This is a genomic window from Streptomyces sp. R44 (genome assembly GCF_041053105.1).
GTDB lineage: Bacteria > Actinomycetota > Actinomycetes > Streptomycetales > Streptomycetaceae > Streptomyces.
Genome location: NZ_CP163444.1, coordinates 4,767,772 through 4,786,850 on the forward strand (window position 1 = coordinate 4,767,772; position 19,079 = coordinate 4,786,850).

At 72.6% G+C, this 19,079-nt stretch carries 20 protein-coding genes; 7 read left to right on the top strand and 13 right to left on the bottom strand.

Annotated elements, in window-relative coordinates; genetic code table 11:
• Positions 1 to 7: 7 nt before the first annotated feature.
• The gene (locus tag AB5J54_RS22240) at positions 8 to 940 is read right to left on the bottom strand and encodes an aldo/keto reductase (RefSeq protein ID WP_369145653.1); all 933 of its coding nucleotides are present in this window, start codon (positions 938 to 940) and stop codon (positions 8 to 10) included.
• 186 nt (positions 941 to 1,126) lie between these two features.
• Between AB5J54_RS22240 and AB5J54_RS22245 the strand changes: the two genes are divergently transcribed.
• Entirely contained in the window at positions 1,127 to 2,626 is a 1,500-nt protein-coding gene (locus tag AB5J54_RS22245; RefSeq protein WP_369145654.1) for an alpha/beta hydrolase, read from the top strand.
• Positions 2,627 to 2,683: 57 nt separating this feature from the next.
• On the opposite strand, the gene AB5J54_RS22250 is transcribed toward AB5J54_RS22245, so the two are convergent.
• Genes AB5J54_RS22250 through AB5J54_RS22260 form a run of 3 tightly spaced genes read right to left on the bottom strand, consistent with a single transcriptional unit; the run spans position 2,684 to position 6,104 of the window.
• Positions 2,684 to 4,183 carry a PTS transporter subunit EIIC gene (locus tag AB5J54_RS22250; RefSeq protein WP_369145655.1) on the bottom strand — a complete coding sequence of 500 codons (1,500 nt, stop codon included), beginning with the start codon at positions 4,181 to 4,183 and terminating at the stop codon, positions 2,684 to 2,686.
• 33 nt (positions 4,184 to 4,216) lie between these two features.
• Complete coding sequence (gene murQ / locus AB5J54_RS22255; RefSeq protein ID WP_369145656.1) at positions 4,217 to 5,137, bottom strand: N-acetylmuramic acid 6-phosphate etherase; 921 nt, start codon at positions 5,135 to 5,137, stop codon at positions 4,217 to 4,219.
• Between the two features lie 49 nt (positions 5,138 to 5,186).
• Positions 5,187 to 6,104, bottom strand: a complete 918-nt coding sequence (locus AB5J54_RS22260) for a MurR/RpiR family transcriptional regulator (protein ID WP_369145657.1) — start codon at positions 6,102 to 6,104, stop codon at positions 5,187 to 5,189.
• A gap of 160 nt (positions 6,105 to 6,264) precedes the next feature.
• Here AB5J54_RS22260 and AB5J54_RS22265 point away from each other — a divergent pair, with 160 nt between their 5' ends.
• Both AB5J54_RS22265 and AB5J54_RS22270 read left to right on the top strand, forming a co-directional pair.
• A complete protein-coding gene (locus AB5J54_RS22265; RefSeq protein WP_041130492.1) occupies positions 6,265 to 6,621 on the top strand; it encodes a hypothetical protein in 357 nt (118 codons plus the stop codon).
• Between the two features lie 13 nt (positions 6,622 to 6,634).
• A complete protein-coding gene (locus AB5J54_RS22270) occupies positions 6,635 to 6,904 on the top strand; it encodes a DUF4031 domain-containing protein (RefSeq protein WP_369145658.1) in 270 nt (89 codons plus the stop codon).
• Between the two features lie 21 nt (positions 6,905 to 6,925).
• Here the strand turns inward: AB5J54_RS22270 and AB5J54_RS22275 are convergent, their stop codons facing one another.
• The 6 genes from AB5J54_RS22275 to AB5J54_RS22300 all read right to left on the bottom strand — a co-directional run bounded on the left by AB5J54_RS22275 (position 6,926) and on the right by AB5J54_RS22300 (position 11,820).
• Complete coding sequence (locus tag AB5J54_RS22275) at positions 6,926 to 8,260, bottom strand: hemopexin repeat-containing protein (RefSeq protein WP_369145659.1); 1,335 nt, start codon at positions 8,258 to 8,260, stop codon at positions 6,926 to 6,928.
• An 86-nt stretch (positions 8,261 to 8,346) separates the two neighbouring features.
• Positions 8,347 to 8,583: a hypothetical protein gene (locus AB5J54_RS22280; protein WP_369145660.1), complete on the bottom strand. Its 237-nt coding sequence runs from the start codon at positions 8,581 to 8,583 to the stop codon at positions 8,347 to 8,349.
• 75 nt (positions 8,584 to 8,658) lie between these two features.
• Positions 8,659 to 8,859, bottom strand: coding sequence for a hypothetical protein (locus tag AB5J54_RS22285; protein ID WP_369145661.1), 201 nt, complete (start codon positions 8,857 to 8,859; stop codon positions 8,659 to 8,661).
• Positions 8,860 to 8,917: 58 nt separating this feature from the next.
• Positions 8,918 to 9,118 carry a hypothetical protein gene (locus AB5J54_RS22290; RefSeq protein WP_369145662.1) on the bottom strand — a complete coding sequence of 67 codons (201 nt, stop codon included), beginning with the start codon at positions 9,116 to 9,118 and terminating at the stop codon, positions 8,918 to 8,920.
• Positions 9,119 to 9,165: 47 nt separating this feature from the next.
• Positions 9,166 to 9,348, bottom strand: a complete 183-nt coding sequence (locus AB5J54_RS22295; protein ID WP_369145663.1) for a hypothetical protein — start codon at positions 9,346 to 9,348, stop codon at positions 9,166 to 9,168.
• 45 nt (positions 9,349 to 9,393) lie between these two features.
• On the bottom strand, positions 9,394 to 11,820 hold the full coding sequence (locus tag AB5J54_RS22300; protein WP_369145664.1) for a S8 family serine peptidase: 2,427 nt from the start codon (positions 11,818 to 11,820) through the stop codon (positions 9,394 to 9,396).
• 307 nt (positions 11,821 to 12,127) lie between these two features.
• On the opposite strand from AB5J54_RS22300, the gene AB5J54_RS22305 reads away from it, so the two are divergent.
• A complete protein-coding gene (locus tag AB5J54_RS22305) occupies positions 12,128 to 12,838 on the top strand; it encodes a BTAD domain-containing putative transcriptional regulator (RefSeq protein WP_369145665.1) in 711 nt (236 codons plus the stop codon).
• A gap of 35 nt (positions 12,839 to 12,873) precedes the next feature.
• Here AB5J54_RS22305 and cpt read toward each other — a convergent pair whose 3' ends face one another.
• From cpt to AB5J54_RS22320, 3 genes are all read right to left on the bottom strand, one after another.
• The gene (gene cpt / locus AB5J54_RS22310; RefSeq protein ID WP_369145666.1) at positions 12,874 to 13,401 is read right to left on the bottom strand and encodes a chloramphenicol phosphotransferase CPT; all 528 of its coding nucleotides are present in this window, start codon (positions 13,399 to 13,401) and stop codon (positions 12,874 to 12,876) included.
• Between the two features lie 73 nt (positions 13,402 to 13,474).
• A complete protein-coding gene (locus AB5J54_RS22315; RefSeq protein WP_369145667.1) occupies positions 13,475 to 14,683 on the bottom strand; it encodes a Cmx/CmrA family chloramphenicol efflux MFS transporter in 1,209 nt (402 codons plus the stop codon).
• Positions 14,684 to 14,818: 135 nt separating this feature from the next.
• Positions 14,819 to 15,553: a hypothetical protein gene (locus AB5J54_RS22320; RefSeq protein ID WP_369145668.1), complete on the bottom strand. Its 735-nt coding sequence runs from the start codon at positions 15,551 to 15,553 to the stop codon at positions 14,819 to 14,821.
• A gap of 179 nt (positions 15,554 to 15,732) precedes the next feature.
• Between AB5J54_RS22320 and AB5J54_RS22325 the strand changes: the two genes are divergently transcribed.
• The 3 genes from AB5J54_RS22325 (at position 15,733) to AB5J54_RS22335 (ending at position 19,060) form a co-directional block, all read left to right on the top strand.
• Positions 15,733 to 17,169 carry an MFS transporter gene (locus tag AB5J54_RS22325; protein WP_369145669.1) on the top strand — a complete coding sequence of 479 codons (1,437 nt, stop codon included), beginning with the start codon at positions 15,733 to 15,735 and terminating at the stop codon, positions 17,167 to 17,169.
• Between the two features lie 79 nt (positions 17,170 to 17,248).
• The gene (locus AB5J54_RS22330; RefSeq protein ID WP_369145670.1) at positions 17,249 to 18,415 is read left to right on the top strand and encodes a PLP-dependent aspartate aminotransferase family protein; all 1,167 of its coding nucleotides are present in this window, start codon (positions 17,249 to 17,251) and stop codon (positions 18,413 to 18,415) included.
• A 105-nt stretch (positions 18,416 to 18,520) separates the two neighbouring features.
• Positions 18,521 to 19,060: a MaoC family dehydratase gene (locus AB5J54_RS22335; protein ID WP_369145671.1), complete on the top strand. Its 540-nt coding sequence runs from the start codon at positions 18,521 to 18,523 to the stop codon at positions 19,058 to 19,060.
• Positions 19,061 to 19,079: the final 19 nt, after the last annotated feature.

Sequence of the window (19,079 nt, forward strand, 5' to 3'; positions counted from 1 at the left end):
GTGGAGTCTAGGCCTCGGCGTCCCGGTGGACGCGGTCGAGGAGCTCCCGCTCGTCCTGCGTGAGACGGAGGCCGCCGGCGGCGATGTTGGCGGTCAGGTGGGCGGGGTTGCCGGTGCCGGGGATGGCCAGGAGGTGGGGGCCCTGGTGGAGGGTCCAGGCGATGCGGACCTGGGCGGGGGTGGCGTCGTGGGCCGCCGCCACGGCGAGGACCTCCTCGCGCTCCGGGGCGGTCGCCCCGCTCTCGCGTCCGGCGGCGGCGATCGCGTAGAACGGGACGAAGGCGATGCCCTGTTCGCCGCAGTGGCGGACGAACGCGTCGTACTCGGGACGGACCCCGATCCCGTACATGTTCTGCACGCAGACGACGGGGGCGATCTCCTGCGCCTCGGCGAGGTGCGCGGGGGTGATGTTGGAGAGGCCGAGGTGGCGGATGAGGCCCGCCTCGCGGAGCTCGGCGAGGGCGCCGAAGCGCTCCGCGACCGAATCCTCGCCCAGGACGCGGAGGTTGACGACGTCGAGGTGGTCGCGGCCGAGCTGCCGCAGGTTCTCCTCGACCTGCGCACGCAGCGCGGCGGGGGTACGGGCGTGCTCGCTCCAGGCGCCGGAGGCGTCACGGGCCGGGCCGACCTTGGTGGTGATGACCAGGTCGTCGGGGTAGGGGCCGCCGAGGGCGGTGTTGATCAGCTCGTTCGCGGAGCGGAGCGGCGAGAAGTAGAAGGCGGCGGTGTCGATGTGGTTCACGCCGAGCTCGACGGCCTTGCGCAGGACGGCGATCGCGCGGTCACGGTCCATCGGTACGGCGTTCGCCACGAGCGCCTCGCCGTGCTGGGGCAGCCGCATGGCGCCGAAGCCGACGCGGTGGACGGTGAGGTCGCCGCCGAGGGTCCAGGTGCCGGAGGCGGAGGCGTGCGGGGTGGCCGTGGGGTTCGTGGTGGTCATGGCGGGGATGATCTCCCGGGGGGCGGGGCGGCGCCAGTGGATTGCCGGGTGGCCGTCAGGTCCCGTACGGCTCGTGCGCGCTCATGTCGCGAGGCAACCAGGAGCGTCCAGGCGGGGGTTGGCCCTACCTCCCACCCGCCTGTCTGCCGGATGGGGCGGCGACGCCCGGTCCGCGAGGCTGTGCGCATGACAACGAATCGTGGACGCAAGGCCCTGATGCTCGCTCTCTCCGCCGCCGCCGTCGCCGGCGTCGGACTCGTGGGGGGCGGGGTCGCCCCCGCCGCCGCTGCCGCCGGACTCGACTGGCACGCCTGCGACGCCGCCGTGAAGCCGCTGCCGGGGCAGCAGTGCGCCACGCTCTCCGTACCCCTCGACTACGCCGACCCCGACGGCGAGCAGATCGGGCTCGCCGTCGCCCGGCTGCCCAGCACCCGGCCCGAGGCGCGGCGCGGGACGCTCATGGTCATCCCCGGCGGGCCGGGGAGCTCCGGTGTGCAGCGGCTCGGGCAGAAGGGGGCCGCCCTCGCGAAGGAGATGAACGGCGCCTACGACCTCGTCGCCTTCGACCCGCGCGGCGTCGGCGGCTCCGCCAAGGCCCGGTGCGGCTTCGAGGAGGACGACCGGCGGCTGGTGACCCTGCGGTCCTGGCCCGCCGCCGACGGCGGCATCGGCGAGAACGTGGCCCGCTCGCGCCGGATGGCCGAGGCCTGTGCGCGCAACGGGGGCGCGATGGTGCGCAGCCTCACGACCGCCAACCAGGCACGGGACCTCGACCGGCTGCGGCAGGCGCTCGGCGAGCGGAAGCTGTCCGCGTGGGCCGTCTCGTACGGGACGTACGTGGCCGCCGTGTACGCCCAGAAGTTCCCGGAGCGCACCGACCGCTGGGTCCTCGACAGCAGCGCCGACCCCGACCCGAAGCACGTCGCCCAGGGCTGGCTCGCGGGCATGGCGCGCGGCGCCGAGGACCGCTTCCCCGACTTCGCCGCCTGGGCCGCCCACCCCGACCGTGCCCAGGACGGGCTGCGGCTCGCCGAACACCCGGAGGACGTGCGCCCGTTGTTCCTGGACCTGGCCGCTCGGCTCGATCGTGAGCCCAAGACGTCGGCCACCCCCGGCGTTCCGCTGAACGGCACCGTCCTGCGCCAGGCCCTTCAGCAGGCCCTCTACTCCGACGCCGCCTTCCCGGCCTTCGCCCGCCTGATGTCCCAGGCCCTCGACCCGGCCGGCGTGCCCGTCCTGCCGCCCGAGCTGGCCGGGCCCATGCCCGACGAGGCTGCGACGGTCAGCGTCGGCGTGATCTGCAACGACGTCGACTGGCCGCGTTCCGTACCGGCGTACGAGCGGGCCGTCGCCGCCGACCGGGAGCGCTACCCGCTGACCGCCGGCATGCCCGCCAACATCACGCCCTGCGCCTTCTGGAAGGGCGGCGCGGTCGAGAAGCCGACCCGGATCACCGACCGGGGCCCGTCGAACGTGCTCATGATCCAGAACCTGCGCGACCCCTCGACCCCGCACTCCGCCGGGCTGAAGATGCGGGAGGCCTTCGGCGACCGGGCGCGCCTCGTCTCCGTCGACAAGGGCGGCCACGCGGTCTACCTCGGCAACGGGAACGCGTGCGGCGACCGGGCCGTGACCCGCTTCCTGACGGAGGGCGTGCGGCCGGAGGCGGACGTCCTCTGCCGGTGACGACGACGCGGAAGGGCCCGCCCGGATCTCTCCCGGGCGGGCCCTTCCCCGTACCGGTCAGACCTTCACCGGCTCCGAGGTCGGGGTCGGGGAGTCCGGGGAGTCCGCCCGTACCCCTGTCTCCTCCGTCCCAGCCGTCTCCTCCGTCTCCACGTCGAACTCCTCCAGGAGTTCCTTGCTGAAGCCGAAGAAGTACGTCGCCACGAAGCCGGCCGCGTAGCCGACCAGGAGACCGCCCGCGTAGATCGCGATCGTCTCGCCGAGGCCCTTGTTGCCGTCGAGGAGCGGGAAGAGCGCCCAGCCGGACGGGCCGATCGCGGTCGAGCCGACCTTGTCGCCCAGCATGCTGAAGAGGCCGACGAAGCCGCCGCCGAGCGCGCCGCCCACGCAGGCCGTGACGAACGGACGGCCCAGCGGCAGCGAGACGCCGTAGATCAGGGGCTCGCCGACGCCCAGGAAGCCGGCCGGGAGGGCGGACCTGATGGTGCGGCGGATGGAGCCGTTGCGGGGGAGCTTCAGGTAGACGGCCATGGCCGCGCCGACCTGGCCGGCGCCCGCCATCGCGAGGATGGGGAGCAGCACGGTGTAGCCCTGCTGCTCGATGAGGGTCGTGTGGATCGGGATCAGGGCCTGGTGCAGGCCCAGCATCACGAGCGGGAGGAACAGGCCGCCGAGGACGAGACCCGCGCCGGCGCCGGCGTTCGCGAGGAGCCAGTCGGCGGCCTCGCCGATGGCCCGTGAGATCTCACCGGCGACGAACATCAGGCCGAAGAGGGTGACCAGGCCGGAGATCAGGACGGTCAGGGTCGGGGTGACGAGGACGTCGAGGGACTCCGGCACCCAGCGGCGGCACCACTTCTCCACGTACACGGCGAGGACCGCCGCGCCGAGTGCGCCGAGCACACCGCCCTGGCCGGGGGAGAGCGTCTGGCCGAAGGCGTCGATCTTGGCGACGCCGGGGAAGACGATGATCGCGGCGACCGCGCCGCCGAGGATCGCCGTGCCGCCGAACTCCTTGGCCGTGTTGTAGCCGACGAAGACCGCGATGAGGGCCATGAAGCCGCTCGCCATCGCCGCGAGGGCGGGGGTCAGGCCGGGCAGCCGGCCGAGGTTGATGAGGAGGCCGTTGAGGCCGGCGATGATGCCGCAGCCGATGAGGGCGGGGATCAGCGGGACGAAGATGTTCGCGATCCGGCGGAGGAAGAGCTTGAACGGGGTGGCGTTCTTCGCCTTCCGGGCGGCCTTGAGGGCCGCGCCCCGGTCCGCGAGTTCCTCGGCGGTGTGGGCCGGGGCGGGGGCTTCGGCCACCAGCGCCTCGAACTCCGGGGTCACGCGGGCGACGGTGCCGGGGCCGAGGACGATCTGGTACGTGTCGTCCTCCACGACCCCCATCACGGACGGCAGGGCCTTGAGGGCCTCGTCCTGGACGAGCGAGCGGTCCCGCAGACCGAGCCGGAGGCGGGTCATGCAGTGGGCCACGGAGCTGATGTTCCCGGCGCCGCCGACGAGGGGGAGGATCGCGGCGGCGATGGCGCGGTTCTTGTCGTCTGTGCTCATGGTGCGGTGGTGCCTTGCTGTGAGGGGGAGGCTCTACGCGTGCAGCGCCGCACGCAGGTGGCCCTGGGAGGCCGTCAGCCGCTGCTCGGCGGTCTTGGCATCGATGTCGGCGAGGATCATCAGGATCGCGGTCTTCACCTCGCCGTCGGCGGCGGCGAGCGCCGTCTCGATCTGCTCGTCCGGCGCGCCGGTGGCCAGGGCGACGATGCGCCGCGAGCGGGCCTGGAGCTTGTCGTTGGAGGCGCGGACGTCGACCATCAGGTTTCCGTAGGTCTTGCCGAGGCGGATCATCGTGATGGTCGAGATCATGTTGAGGACGAGCTTCTGGGCGGTGCCGGCCTTGAGGCGGGTGGAGCCGGTGAGGAGCTCGGGGCCGGTGACGACCTCGATGCCGTGCTCGGCGGCGGCGGCGAGCGCGCTGTCCTCGTTGCAGGAGAGGCCGATGGTGAGGGCGCCGAGGGCGCGGGCGTGCTCGACGGCGCCGATGGCGTACGGGGTGCGGCCGGAGGCGGAGACGCCGACGACGGTGTCGTCGGCGGTGAGCCCGAGGGCGTCCAGGTCGGCGGCGGCGAGTTCGCGCGAGTCCTCCGCGCCCTCGACGGCCTTGACCATGGCGGTCGGGCCGCCCGCGATGAGGCCGACGACCCGCGAGGGGTCGGTGTTGAAGGTGGGCGGGCACTCGCTGGCGTCGAGGACGCCGAGGCGGCCCGCGGTGCCGGCGCCCAGGTAGACGAGGCGGCCGCCGCGGGCCATCCGCTCGGCGGTGGCGTCGATGGCGGCGGCGATCGCCGGGAGCTGCCGGGCGACGGCCTCGGGGACGGTCCGGTCCTCGCCGTTCATGGTGCGGGCGATGTCCAGGGTGGGCAGCCGGTCGATCTCGGCGAGCTCGGGGCGGAAGGCCTCGGTGGTGAGGGTGGCCAGCTGGGCGCGGAGTTCGGAGTACGAGGTGGGCACGGGGGCTCTTTCGGTACGGCGGCGTCGTCGGCGCCGGAATGCGTGTGGGTCAGCGGCTGCGGGGGGAGTGCCGGTGGGCGAGGGCTTCGTACGAGGCGGCGAGGGCGGGGGCCGCCGTCTCGTACGTGCGCTGGGTGACGCAGGTGAACAGGCAGTCCACGACCAGGAGTTGGCTGGTGCGGGACGACATGGCCGCGGGGCGCAGTTCGCTCTCGCGGGCGGTGGAGGTGGTCAGTACGTGGTCGGCGTACTGGGTGACGGGGCCGTCCGGGCGGCCGGTGATGGCGACGGTCGTCGCCCCGTGGTCGAAGGCCACCCGGAGCGGTTCTATGACGTCGCCGGTGGAGCCGGAGTGGGTGATGGCGATGGCGACGTCCCCGGAGCGGAGCTGCACGGCGTTGGTTACGGCGAGGTGCGGGTCGCTGTGGGCGTGCGCGATCAGACCGATCCGGAGCAGTTTCTGGCCGAGGTCCTGGGCGACGAGGCCGGAGGCGCCGACGCCGTAGATGTCGATGCGGCGGGCGGCGGCGAGGGCGGTGACGGCGGCGCCGAGCTGGACGGTGTCGAGTCCTGCGGCGGTGTCCGCGAGGGTCTGCTGCTCGTCGTAGGCCAGCTTGGCGACGACGTCGGCGATCGGGTCGTCGACGGCGATGTCGGCGGTGACGGCGGGGGCGCGGCCGGACTGCTGCTGGGCGGCGAGGCCGGCGAGGGCGAGGCGGAGGTCGCGGTAGCCGGGGTAGCCGAGGAGGCGGGCGGTGCGGACGACGGTCGCCTCGCTGGTGCCGGTGAGCTCGGCGAGGCCGGTGACCGTGAGCGCGGCGCAGCCGGCCGGGTCTCCGGCGACGGCCTCGGCGACCCGCTGCATGGAGCGGGTCATGGACGGCGCGAGGGTGCGCACCTTGGCGGCGAGGGCGGCGGGGGCGGGGGGCGCGTCGCTGGTGAAACTTTCCTTCACGTCATTGGTCACAAGTGAAAGATACTTTCGGCACGGTGGGCCGACAAGACCCCGCGGGTCCCGGAAAGCAGGGACTTCCGGCCGGGACTTCCGGCGGGACGTCCGCAGTGACTTCCGGGGGACTTCCGGAGGGGGCCTTCGCCCTTTCCTGCGTCCGGGTGACAATGAGTGCATGGACGACATCGACCCCGTGGAGCAGGCGCTGCACGCCGCTCGCGCGCTGGTTCTGGCCGACCTGGTGGCCCGGGAGGTGGCCGCCGCCGAGGTCGTGTCGATGGTGGAGGACGCGGTGACCCACCGGCGCTGGTGGGTGGAGCAGTGGCCCGAGGGGGTGTCGTACGTCGCCGGGCTCGTCGCGCAGGACGTGCAGGACGCCCTGCTCGAACGGTACGGACGCTGGCCGCTCTGCCCGGTCTGCGCCTCCGGCGACCCGCACGCCCTCGACGTGGAGCCGGAGCTCGGCCCCGACCCGCACTGGGTCTGCGGCAAGCAGGGCGTGGTGGTGGCCCCGGTGGGCGGCCTGACGTGACGGGAGTGCCGGCGTGAGCCTCTACATCGACCCGCCGACCTGGCCGGGCCATGGCCGCATGTGGTCGCACCTGGTCAGCGACATCTCCTTCGAGGAGCTGCACGCCTTCGCCGCCTCGATAGGAGCCCCGCCGCGCGCCTTCGAGCGGGACCACTACGACATCCCCTCCGACCGGTACGCGGACGCGGTGGCGGCGGGCGCGATCGAGGTCGGCTCGAAGGAACTCCTCCGCCACCTCACCAGCGCGGGACTGCGCCGGCCGAAGGGGCGGCCGGTCGCCTGACGGCCTCCTCGCGGCCGCGGGTCAGGTCACGCCGATCTGGAAGTGCATGTGGTTCCTGTGGTCGGCGCGCAGGGCGGCGTTCCTGCTGCCGGGGGGAGCGCCCGGGGCGTAGTCCGGGTAGATCACGAAGCCGGTGCCGCCCAGCTCCGGCATCGGCCACCTGTTGGCCGCACCGATCGCATTGGCCTCGCACTCGTACGTCGCGAAGCGGAAGACGGTCGTGAACAGGCCGAACCCGAGGGCGTCCCTGGCCGGGTCGATGCGGACGGTGACACCGGGGGTCTCGGGAATCATCCCCCAGTCCCGCTCGACCAGCCGCGTGAACGGCGTTCCGTCCAACTCGCCCACGATGCCGGAGAGATCCATGGCCCTTCCCTGGTTGTGGCAGTCGGTGGCGGGGCCGTTCCCGTGCCCGATGCCCTTGTGACCCAGTTCCTGGACGTCGGGGGAGGAGGAGTTGACCCAGCGGGTCAGCCGGTAGAGCGCGACGAGCATGCGCTGGTCGACGTTGTCGATGACGGTGGCCGTCGGGTTGCCTTCGTTCCTGAAGCGCATGCCGTTGATGAACGGTGGACTGACGACGACGTGCTGCGCGGGCTTGGGTGACACGATCCCGGCCGGTCCGTCCACGAACGCCGGGCTCTTCAGGGCCAGTTTGCCGCGCCGGATCAGGTCGGCCATGAGGCCGTTCGCCTGCGTGGGGGTGAGCAGCCGGGCCGGGGCCACGCCCCCGGAGGGGGTGGGCGCGAGACGGAAGGAGGCGTCCAGGGGACCGTCCGCGTCCACCCGGTCGGCGTCCACGTCGAAACGCTGGAACCTCTCGCCGCGGAAGAAGTACGCGAACCGGCCGCCCGGATAGACCGCCGCGTCCACACCGTCGGTGAAGAGCCCGGTCCAGTTGCCCGCGATGGTGCGCGGATAGCCGGGGTCGACCCGGTCGGAGGTGATGTCGTACCGCACGTAGGAGGGGCCCTTGAAGAGGTACAGCTTGCCGTTCCCCCAGTTCAAGGCCGCGTCGATGCCGGTACGCCAGTCGGGGCCGTCCGCGCCGGTGGGCAGGCCGGCCCAGCCGAACTCGACCGTGAACGGGTCGTTGGGGGGCAGGTACTCGGGTTCGACCCGGTTGGAGGGGTCGTCGTACCGCAGATAGGTGCTCCCCGTGAAGGCGTACGCCTTCCCCGCACCCCACCAGACGAAGGCGTCCGGCGACCGGGGCATGCCGGGCCAGAACGTGAGGGGGAGTCCGGAGTCCTCGCGTACACCGGTGACCGAGTCGTACCGGTCGTAGGTGTCGTCGGCGTGGAAGAGATACGTCTTGTCGTTCGGCCAGGAGATGGCCGACCTCACTGTGGTCATGGTGGCCTCGGTTCCTTCCTGCGGGGACGGGCCGCTCGGCGGGCGGCCCGTCCCCTTCCCTTTCCCTTTCCCTCACGAAGGTCTCGTCACAGGACGCCGGTCCACCGGCAGCCCGTCGGTGCGCAGTTCCAGCCGCGGCCGTAGCCGTGGACGAGCGGCGGGGGGTCCGCCGGCAGCGGCCCGTAGTTGCCTCGCGGCTGCTGGTGCACGCGCTCCTCCTCGCCGTCGGCGTCCTCGTCCGGGAACGTGAAGACGATGCGATACGGCGGGTAGTGCTCCCGCCGGTCCACCGCCGGCACCTGTTTCGGCAGATCGAGTCGCATGGCTCTTCCTCGGATCGGGCGGGACCGGACCGGTCACGGGGGCCGCGGCGGCCGGTCCCGCCGATGACGCCGGACTCAGAACGGCAGGACCTCGCTGAGCAGGCCTCCGAGGAATCCACTGGCCGCCGCACCGCCGTCGGCGTCGCCGCCCTCGGGGTGCTTGCCGCGCTGGACGGGTGCGGACTGCTGGGGCATCTGGAGCCGGAGCTGTCCGGCCGCGGACCGGCGGGGCGTGTCGGCGCCGCCGTCCTGGTGGGCTTGGGTCTCCTTGAACATCGTGTGCTCCTTTCCTTACGTCCCCCGCTGCGGGGCGTGAGGTCCTCGGACGAGGTCCTCAGATCGGGATGATGTCGCCGAGCAGGCTGCCCAGCAGGCCGCTGGCCGCCGCACCGCCGTCGGCGTCCCAGCCCTCGGGGTGCTTGCCGCGCTGGACGGGTGCGGACTGCTGCGGCAGCTGGAGCCGGAGCTGTCCGGCGGTGGACCGGCGGGGCGTGTCGCCACCGGTCTCCTCGGTGGTGTGGGTCTCGTCGAACATGACGGTTTCCTTTCTTCCTCGGAGCGGGTGAGGGGTCCTGTCGTCCGTCAGGCGTAGACGCCGTGGCCGGCGTAGCACATCTGCCGGGCGGGGCCGGTCATGCCGGCGCAGGAGGACTTGGCGGCCTCGACGCCGGTGCGGGTGCTCCCGGCCTCGGCCGCAGGGCCCTCGCGGTGGACGGGACGGGCCTGGAGCGGGACGGCTCCCGGGCGGTTTCGGCGGGTGTCCATGGGGGTTTCTCCTCTCGGTGGAGGGGGTGTCCGGTCGGCTCCGCTTCACTTGGAGTCGAGGAACGTGTGGACCGGGGCGAGGGTGACCGGCAGCTCGTCGCTCACGTCGATGGTGAACAGGTACGAGAGCCGGGACCTGCGCTCGTCCTCGGGGTCGTAGAAGGTCACGGTCACGTCCTGGCAGTCCGAACCGACCCTGCAGTAGGGACTCTTGGTGACGGTGATGGTGTCGAGCGCGTACAGGTTCATGGTGGAACCCGGCACCTTGCTCGCGGACAGCAGCCCGTCCTTGATCTTGTCGCCGAACAGGAAGGCGTTGGTGCCCATGAAGTTGAGCGCGCGGTCGGCCGAGGTCTGGCCGAGGTTGCGGAACTGGTAGTAGATCTTGTCGAGGAACGCGCGGATCGTCAGATGCAGCTGGGCGTCGTCGCGGACCTGCACCCTGGACTGCTGCCTCTTGTCCTCGGGCTGCTTCACGTCGGCCTCCTTCGCGACCTCCTTGAAGACGGCGTCGACGAGCGCGGCTTCGTTCCACGTCCACAGGCCGCGGCTCTTCACCTCGACCACCGGCACGATCTGGCCGGAGTAGAGACGCGTGGTGCGGTCGGTGAGGACGCCGGGAACGGAGACGCGGGAGATGTATCCGTGGCGCTCCTCCTCGTCGTCCGGGTCGAGTGCCTGGCCCGCGATGGCGTCGCGGAAGACCCGGTAGACGGTCGACACCGGCGGATTGGCGAACGGGTTGACGTCCTTCCTGGCCTTCGCGGCGGCTGCCCGTGACGGCTTCTTGCGGTTGAGCTGGGCTTCCTCCGGCGTGACGGGCGGCATGCTCCAGTCCATGCCGGCGGAGGGCTCGGCCTCCAAGGCGTACACCGTGGCGCCGTCCATGGTGAGCGTCCAGGTGAGCTTGTCGGAGGCCCAGGGGGCCATCGCGAGGTAGTCGCGGAGCTGACGGGGGCTGTACGGGTCGGGTGCCTGCTCGACCGCCTTGCCGTCGACCGTCGCGTCGACGTACGGCATCTGCTGACGGAAGCTGTCGCGGCGCGCCTCGGTCGGGTAGTCGAAGCCGATGGTGCCGATGGCGTAGATCAACTGCCGTGGTGACCCACTGCCACTGCCGGCGCAGCTGCACGCGGCCGGGTCGCCGCCGCAGCCGCAGGCGGGGCGTACTCCGGCGCTTGTCGTGGCGTGGGGGGCGTGAACTGGGGGCGCAGCGGGGGTCGGTGGGGCGGGTGCGACCGGTGCGACCGGTGCGGCGGCTGCGGTGACGGACGGGGCCGGGGGCGCGAGGGCCGGGGCGGGCGCCTGGGCCGGGGGCGCTGTCGGCGGGGCCGGGGGCGGGGGAGGCGCACCACCGTCGGCAGCGACGCCCGCCGGTACGGGCGGGGCCGTCGGTGCGGGGGGCGCGGGCTGAGCGGGCGCGGCGGGTGTCCCGTACGAGGCGGGTGCGGCGGGTGTCCCGTACGGCGCGGGCGTCGCGGGTGTCCCGTACGGCGCGGGAGTCTCGTGCCCGGCCGGGGCGACGTTCGGCGTCGGGGCCTCGGACGGCGTGGGGGCGGCTGCGGGAGTGGTCACGGCTGTCTCCTCTTTCATGGTGGCGAGGGCGAGAGCCCGGACGGCGTCCAGGCTGCCGCCGAGCCCGCGGCGGCACGCCGGGGCGTCCGGGTCGGCGCAGTCGGCGGGTGCGGTGGCGGTCGAGAGCAGCGCCTGACCGGCGGCTCTCGGGTCGGCGGTCCCGCCGCCGGCCAGCTGGGCCGCGACGAGCAGGGCCGCCGTACCGGCCACGAGCGGGGTGGCGAAGCTGCTTCCCGTCAGGGAGGCGAGGCCGCCGCCGGGGGCGGCGCCCTCGATGTCCTGTCCGGGGGCGAGGATCCCGTGGGTCCGGTAGGCGCCGCCCCAGTTGCTGATGTCGAGTGGGGAGCCGTCGGCCGCGGCGGCGCCGACGGCCAGGACGGAGGGGACGGCGGCCGGGACCTGGAGGGTGTCGGCCCCGTCGTTCCCGGCGGCGGACACGACCAGCACGCCCTGGTCCTCGCAGAGCCGCAGGGCCCGTTCGAGGAGGGCGTCGGCCTGGCCGGCGTCCGTGCGTTCGCCGCCGCTGATGTTGATGACGTGCGCGCCTTCCTCGACGGCGCGCTCGATGGCACGGGCGAGGTCCATCTGGGGGACCCGGCCGTCTCCGCCGTCGCGGAAGACGGGGAGGATCAGGCCGCGGCAGCGCGGCGCGAGCCCGCTGACGGGGGAGCCGGGCATCCCGAACAGGAGGCTGGCCACGTGGGTGCCGTGCAGCGACATCGGGCCGGTGCCCGCGGGATCCGGCACCAGAGTGACCAGGCGCGTGAGGTCCGCGCCGGCGAAGCAGGGGTGGGACAGGTCCACGGGGCCGTCGAGCAGGGCGACGCACACCCGGGGGTCGCCGTACGGCGCGTCCGGCCGTGGGCGGGTTTCTCCCAGGACTGCCCGAGGCTTCATCTCGGTCCTGCCTTCCGTGCCCGGGGGCACCGTGGGCGAAAAAGCATCTGGGTCCGACTGTGGAAGGCCGTTGTCGGCGATCTGTCACCCGGAATGTGCAAGCGGCGTCCTCAGAGCGTTTCCGGGGCGTTGCCGGTCCGTTCGAGGGGGCGTTTGGCAGCCGGTCAGCCCCGGTGGAACGGCGGGCCGGACCGCGCTCCGAAAAGTTCGCGGGCCGGGTGGCGCGGCGTGGCGGACGCGTACGGCGGGGGCGGTGAGGTGCGGATGCGCGGATGCGTGATCCACCGGCCGGTTGCACAGTGAGGGTGTGTCATCGAACGGCGTATACCTCGAACTGCTCGGGGCCTTCGAGCTCTCTTACGCCGGATGCCGCATCCCTCTCCCCTCGGGCGCGCAGCGCCTGTTGGCGCTTCTCGCCGTGCACAGCACCGGCGTGTACCGGGGTGCGGCAGCCGAGCGGCTCTGGCCCGACTGCAGCCCGACCAGGGCTTCGGCGAACCTCAGGACCGCCCTGTGTCACGGGCGGCGGGCGGGTCCGCTGGCGACGGTGGAGTGCGTGGACCGACGGCTGCGGCTCGCACCGGTGGTGGAGGTGGACCTGCACCGCGCGCGATGCCGGGCGCAGGACGCGATCGGCGACCGCAGGCCGCCCGAGGACCCCGAGGAGCTCTCGGCCGCGTTCGGGGAGGAGCTGCTGCCGCAATGGCCGGACGAGTGGCTCGTCCTGGAGCGGGAGCGCTGGGACCAGCTGCGGCTGCACGCCCTGGAGGGGCTGGCGCGGCGGCTGCGGCGGGACGGGGAGTATCTGGCGGCGCTGCAGACGGCGCTGACGGCCACCGAGATCGACCCGATCCGGGAGACGGCACACCGCATCCTCATCGAGATTCACATCGCGGAGGGCAACACGGCCTGCGCGGTGAAGCGCTACAAGGACTACCAGCGGTTACTGAGGCGTGAGTTGGAGGTGGAGCCGTCTCCGCTCATGACGCGCCTGGTCCAGGACCTCACCTCGGCGTGAGCGTCGGCCGAGATCCTGAGCGTCGGCCCGGAGCGTCAGCTTCGGACGAGGGCGGCCGCGATGGTGCGGGCGCATTCCAGGGATTCGGTGCTCGTCGTGTCCACCTCGATGTCGTACGCGACGCCCTCGTGCACGATCCGCGCCTGCTGCGCGGCCATTCCGACGGTCCGGTCCCCGCGGGCGATCTCCCGTCCCTCGGCGACCGCGCTCTCACACCGGACGCCGACCCACAGCACGGGCAGGTCGCCGAGGACCTCGCGCCAGCGCTGCTGCGACGCGGCGCCGCCGAGGAAGACGTCGTCGACGACGATCCTGGCGCCGGCCCGGGCCATCGCCACGAGCCCTCCGGCCCAGGCGGCCTCCAGCTCACGGAAGGCGGCCCCGACGCCGACGCCGCCGTCCGCGTCGAACACGATCCCGTCGTCGGAGTCCTGCATCTTCGCGGGCAGCGCGTCGACGAACGAGTCGACCCCGAACGCCAGCCAGGGCTCCGGCAGCACGGCCTGCAGACACCGCACGATCCCGGTCTTCCCCGAGCTGGACCCGCCGTTGAGAATGATCATCCGCACCGTCACCGTGCCACCGTAGGCGCCGCGGAGCCCGCCCCGCACCCGATTTCCGCCGCTCCTCCGCTCCTCAGCAGGACGCTTCGGCCGGCTGCTCCTGCTGCTGCGGGGTGCCCGAAGTGACCACGCGGGACGTGGACTTGTGGAGCCTGAGGGCCAGGGCCGCCGTCGCGAGGCCCAGGGCCGTCATCGTGGCGCCCGCCCAGGCCGTGGAGGCGTAGCCGAGGTCGGCGTCGATGACCGTGCCGCCGAGCCAGGGGCCGCCGGTGTTGCCGAGGTTGAAGGCGGCGGTGGTGGTGGCGCCCGCGAGGGTGGGGGCCGCTCCGGCGACGTTGAACATGCGGGCGTTGAGGGCCGGGGCCGTGTAGAAGGCCGAGACGCCGAGGAGGAAGGTCAGGAGGACGGTCGCGATCGGGTTCGGGGCCAGGACCGCCAGGGCGATCAGGAAGACGGTCGAGGCGGCGATGCCGCTCAGCAGCACTCCGAAGAGGTGCGCGTCCGCGACCCGGCCGCCGATCGTCGTACCGACCAGCGCGCCGATGCCGAAGAGGCCGAGGACCGCCGAGACCCAGCTCTCGTCGAGGCCGGAGACGTCGGTGAGGAGCGGGGCGAGGTAGGAGAAGGCGCAGAAGACGCCGCCCGCCGCGAGCGCGGTGATCGTGACGGAGAGGAGCACCTGCCGGTCGCGGTAGATGGCCAGTTCCCGCTTCAGGCGGGGCCTGGTCTCCGGGAGCGGGAGGTGCGGGATGCGGGTCACCACGCCGACGAGTGCGATCGCGGAGGCCACGCCGACCGCCCAGAACGCCGAGCGCCAGCCGAGGTGCTCGCCGAGGAACGCGCCCGCCGGGACGCCGAGGACGTTGGCGATGGACAGTCCGCCGATCATGACCGCCATCGCCTTGGCGCGCGAGCCGACCGGGACCATGGCGATGGCGACGGCCGCGCCGACCGCCCAGAAGCCCGCGCAGGCGAGCGCGCTCACCACCCGCGAGGCGAAGAGGACGGCGTAGTTCGGGGCCAGCGCGCCCGCGATCTGGCCGAGGCCGAAGACCGTGATGAGGGTGATCAGCGTGGTCTTGCGGGGGAGGCGGAGCGTCGCCACCGCGAGGAGCGGCGCGCCGACGACCATGCCGATCGCGAAGGCGGAGATGAGCAGTCCGGCGCGGGGGATGGAGACGTTCATGTCCTCCGCGATGGGCGGCAGGAGTCCGGAGAGCATGAACTCGCTCGTGCCGAGCGCGAAGACCGACAGGCCGAGGATGTAGACGGCCAGTGGCATACGGGCGGGGGGTATCGCTTCAGCGGGGGCGGCGGGCGTGGTCGTGTGCTCGGCTGAGGGAGACGGCATGACATGCGTCAACCTGTGGTTTGTGCCTGTCATTCCGTGGGTGGTGGATTTCTCGGGATGTGAGACTCACGGGCCGGCCGTCAGCTCCGCCAGTTCCCGCTCCAGGTTCTCCCGGGCCCGCTCCTCCCAGGCCGCCGCCCCGTACGGCGTGCGGAAGAGCCGGGGGAGGCCCAGGAGCTGACGCAGGACCGCGGCGCGGCCTTCGCGGAAGGCCGGTTCCGGGACGAAGGCGTACTCCTCGCGGACCGCCGCCGCATACCCCCCGTACGTATCGGGTGAGGTGGCCAGGATCGCCAGGTCCGCGTCGCAGAGCGTCTCGCCGTTCAGGTCGCCCGCGGCCGGGTCGTGGGTGGTCGTGAGGCGGACCAGGCGGGCCACCTCCGCCACCTCGTGCGTGGTGAGGCCCGCCTCGGCGAGGGCCTTCTCGGCCAGGGCGGCCGAGCGTTCCTCGTTCTCCGAGCGGTCCGGGCGGTAGACGGCGTCGTGGAACCAGGCCGCGAGCCGAACGAGCTCCAGCTCGCCGCCCTCCCCGCCCTGGTCGGCGAGCTCGTCGATGCGGTCCAGGACCGCCGCCAGGTGGTCGACCGTGTGGTAGCGGCGCTGCGGCTCGGCCCAGCGGGAGAGCAGGTTCCGGCCGTACGGGGCGGGGTCGGGGCCCTCCCGGCCGGCGCGGGCGGCGAGCAGGGTGGCGTTCCAGCGCCGGAGGAGATCCCGGTCGCGTTCCTCGTCGGCGGTCGGTCCGTGCTGCGGCTCTTCGTCGGCGGTCGTCGGTCCGTGCTGCGGCTCTTCCTCGGCGGTCATGGGGGCATTCTGCCCGGCCGGGGGTGCGGAGGGAGTGCTTCCCGCGCGCGGAGGGAGTGCTTCCCTCGCGCCTCCGCCCGCGCCCTCATCTCACCCTTACATACCCCCCATGGGTATGCTACGGTGCTCCGCACAGGTACCCCCTAGGGGTATGCAGCAGCGAGTGAAGGGTCAGGGCAATGTCAACCGTCAATCCCCGGCGCTGGTGGGCACTTGTCGTGCTCGCCGCCGCTCAGTTCATGGTCATCATGGACACCTCGATCATCGGGGTCGCGCTCCCCGAGATGCAGAAGGACCTGGGCTTCTCGCAGAGCGAGCTCCAGTGGATCTTCAACGCCTACGTGATCGTCTTCGGCGGCCTGCTGCTCCTCGGCGGACGCCTCTCCGACCTCGTCGGAGCCCGCAAGATCTTCGTCTCCGGCTGGGCCGTCATGATCGCCGGCTCGGTCGTGGCCGCGGCCGCGCAGACCGCCTGGGTCGAGATCGTCGGCCGCGCCGTCCAGGGCGTCGGCGGCGCGCTCATCGCGCCCTCCGCCATGACCCTGCTCATGATGCTCTTCATGCACGACCCGAAGGAGCTCGGCAAGGCGATGGCGCTCTACGGCGCCGCGGCCCCCGCCGGGGGTACCGCGGGCGTGTTCCTCGGTGGTGTCTTCACCGAGTGGGTGAGCTGGCAGTGGGTCTTCATCATCTACATCCCGATCGGCCTCGCGACCCTCGCCGCGACCAAGCTCCTCCCGAACGTCGCGTCGCGCCGCGGCTCCGTCGACATCCTCGGCGCCGTCGCCGTCACCGCCGGTCTCGCGCTCGCCGTCTTCGCCGTCGTCCGGGCCCCCGAGGTCGGCTGGGGCGCCACCTCCACGATCCTGGAGCTGGCCGGCGCCGCCGTCCTCCTGATCCTCTTCTTCGTCGTCCAGAAGAGCATCCGCGAGCCCCTCATGCCGCTCTCCGTCTGGCGGGTCCCGCGCCTCGGCTCGGCCAACCTGGCGATGACGCTGCTCGGCGCCGCCTGGATCCCGATGTGGTACTTCCTCAACCTGTACCTCCAGCAGGTCCTGGGCTACGGCGCCTTCGAGTCCGGTGCCGCGCTGCTCCCGATGACCGTGCTCCTCATGATCTTCATGACGGCCATCACGGCCCGGCTCATGATGAAGGTCGGTGCCAAGCCGCTCATCGCCGGCGGTCTGCTGGTCCTCGCGGCCGGTCTGGTCTGGCTCGCGGCCGTCGAGCCCACCGGCACCTTCCTGGTCGACGTGCTGCCGGCCTCGCTGGTCGCCGCGCTCGGCATGTCCCTCGCCTACATCCCGACGATGATGAGCGCGATGGCCAACGCCCCGCAGGAGCAGGCCGGTCTCGCCTCCGGCATCGTCAACACCACCTACAACGTCGGCTCCGCGCTCGGCCTCGCCGCGCTCACCGCCGTCGCCATGTCCCAGGGTGCCGACCAGCTCGGCAACCTCCCGAAGCTGACCGAGGGCTTCTCGTCCGCCTTCATCGGCGCCGCGATCATCGCCGCCGTCGGCGGTGTCGTCACCCTCCTCGTCATGAAGAGCGACAAGACGGTCGCGGCCGAGGCCGCCGCCCCCGCCCCACAGGGCGAGAAGGTCTCCGTCTGACCACTGCCCCGAAGGGGTCGCCCGATGTCCTGCCCCGGACGTCGGGCGGCCCCTTTTCCGTCTTCAGAAGGGATCTGCTGTGGAACTGAACACCCAAGCCGTGCACGTCTTCAACGAGCCCTTTCCCTCGGGAAGTTGGCCGCTCTCCGTGCCTCTCGTGCAGTCCTCCGCCTTCGCCTTCGACTCCGCAGCCGAGCTCGCGGACGCGATGGCCGACCCCGACGGGCGATACGTCTACAGCCGCCGCGGCAACCCGACCGTACGCGCCCTGGAGCAGACCCTCGCCGGCCTGGAGGGGGGCGAGGGCGCCATCGCCTTCGCCTCCGGCATGGGCGCCGTCAGCGGGGTGCTCCTCGCGCTGCTCCGGCCCGGCGACCGGGTCGTCGCCCAGCGCTGCCTGTACGGGGGGACGCACGCCGTCCTGACCGACCTGGCCGAGCGGTACGGAATCGAGGTCGTACGGATATCCGGCGACGACCCGGCCGAGTTCGAGGCCGCCGCCGTGCACCCCGCCACCCGGCTCCTCGTCCTGGAGACGATCGCCAACCCCACCGGCCAGGTCCCGGATCTGCCCGGTCTGCTCACCGCCGCCCGCGCCCACGGGGTCGTCGGCGTCGTCGACAACTCGCTCGCCTCGCCCGTCCTGTGCCGCCCCCTGGAGCTCGGCGCCGACATCGTCGTGCACTCCACCACCAAGTACCTCTCCGGGCACTCCGACGTCCTCGGTGGCGCCGCCGTCTTCGCCGACGACGCACTGCGCCGCCGGGTCTGGCCCCGCACGGTCGAACTCGGCGCCTGCGCCGACCCGTTCGCCGCCTGGCTCACCCTGCGCGGGATCCCCACGCTGCCCCTGCGGATGCGCGAGCACTGCGCCAACGCCGCCGCCCTCGCCGAGCTGCTCGCGGCCCGCGCCGGCGTCACGGCCGTGCACTACCCCTGGCGCCCGGACCACCCCTCGTACGACACGGCCCGGAAGGTCCTGGCCGGCGGTGGCGGGATGCTCTCCTTCGAGCTCGCCGGGGGCCGGGAGGCGGGCCGGGCCTTCATCGAGCGCGTACGGCTGGCGAAGCTCGCGCTCTCGCTCGGCGGCGTGGAGACGCTCGTCGCGCATCCCGCGTCCACCTCCCATCGCGAGCTGGACGAGGGCGAGTTGGCGGCGGCGGGGATCGCGAGTGGGCTCGTGCGTATGTCGGTGGGCATCGAGGACGTGGAGGACCTGTGGGGCGATCTGGAGCAAGCACTGTGATGAAGGGCCCTTCGAGCCCTTCTTTTGGGTTGACAAAATAAATGGTCGATTCGTAGATTGGGTGATGCCAGGAAACGTAGACTCCTAGGTCAAGGGGGGCGCGCGATGCGCTACTTCGAGGACTTCCGGCCCGGCGACATCCACGAGCTGGGCACCGTCACCGTCACGGCGGAGGAGGTGCTGGAGTTCGGCAGGCGCTTCGACCCGCAGCCCTTCCACACGGACCCCGAGCGCGCCGAGGACTCCCCGTTCGGCGGTCTGATCGCGAGCGGGTTCCACACCCAGGCGATGTTCATGCGGCGCTACGTCGACGGACTGCTCGCCTACAGCGCCTGTACGGGCTCGCCCGGCATCGACGAAGTCCGCTATCTGCGGCCCGTCCGCCCGGGTGACGTCCTCACCGCGCGCGTCGAGATCCTCGGCTCCACCCCGTCGCCGTTCAACCCCGCCACCGGCACCGTCAAGCCGCGGTGCACGCTCGTGGCCGCCGACGGGACGGCCGTGTTCAGCATGATCCTGCACAGCATCTTCCGCCGCCGCCCCGCCGACTCCGAGGCCGGCCATCTGTCGTCGATGCCCGCGGCCGAGGACCCCGTCGCCTGTGGGCGGCCGGCCAAGAGCTGTGTCCCGGCCATGAGCGCCTGACGAACCGTTCCTTCGTCGG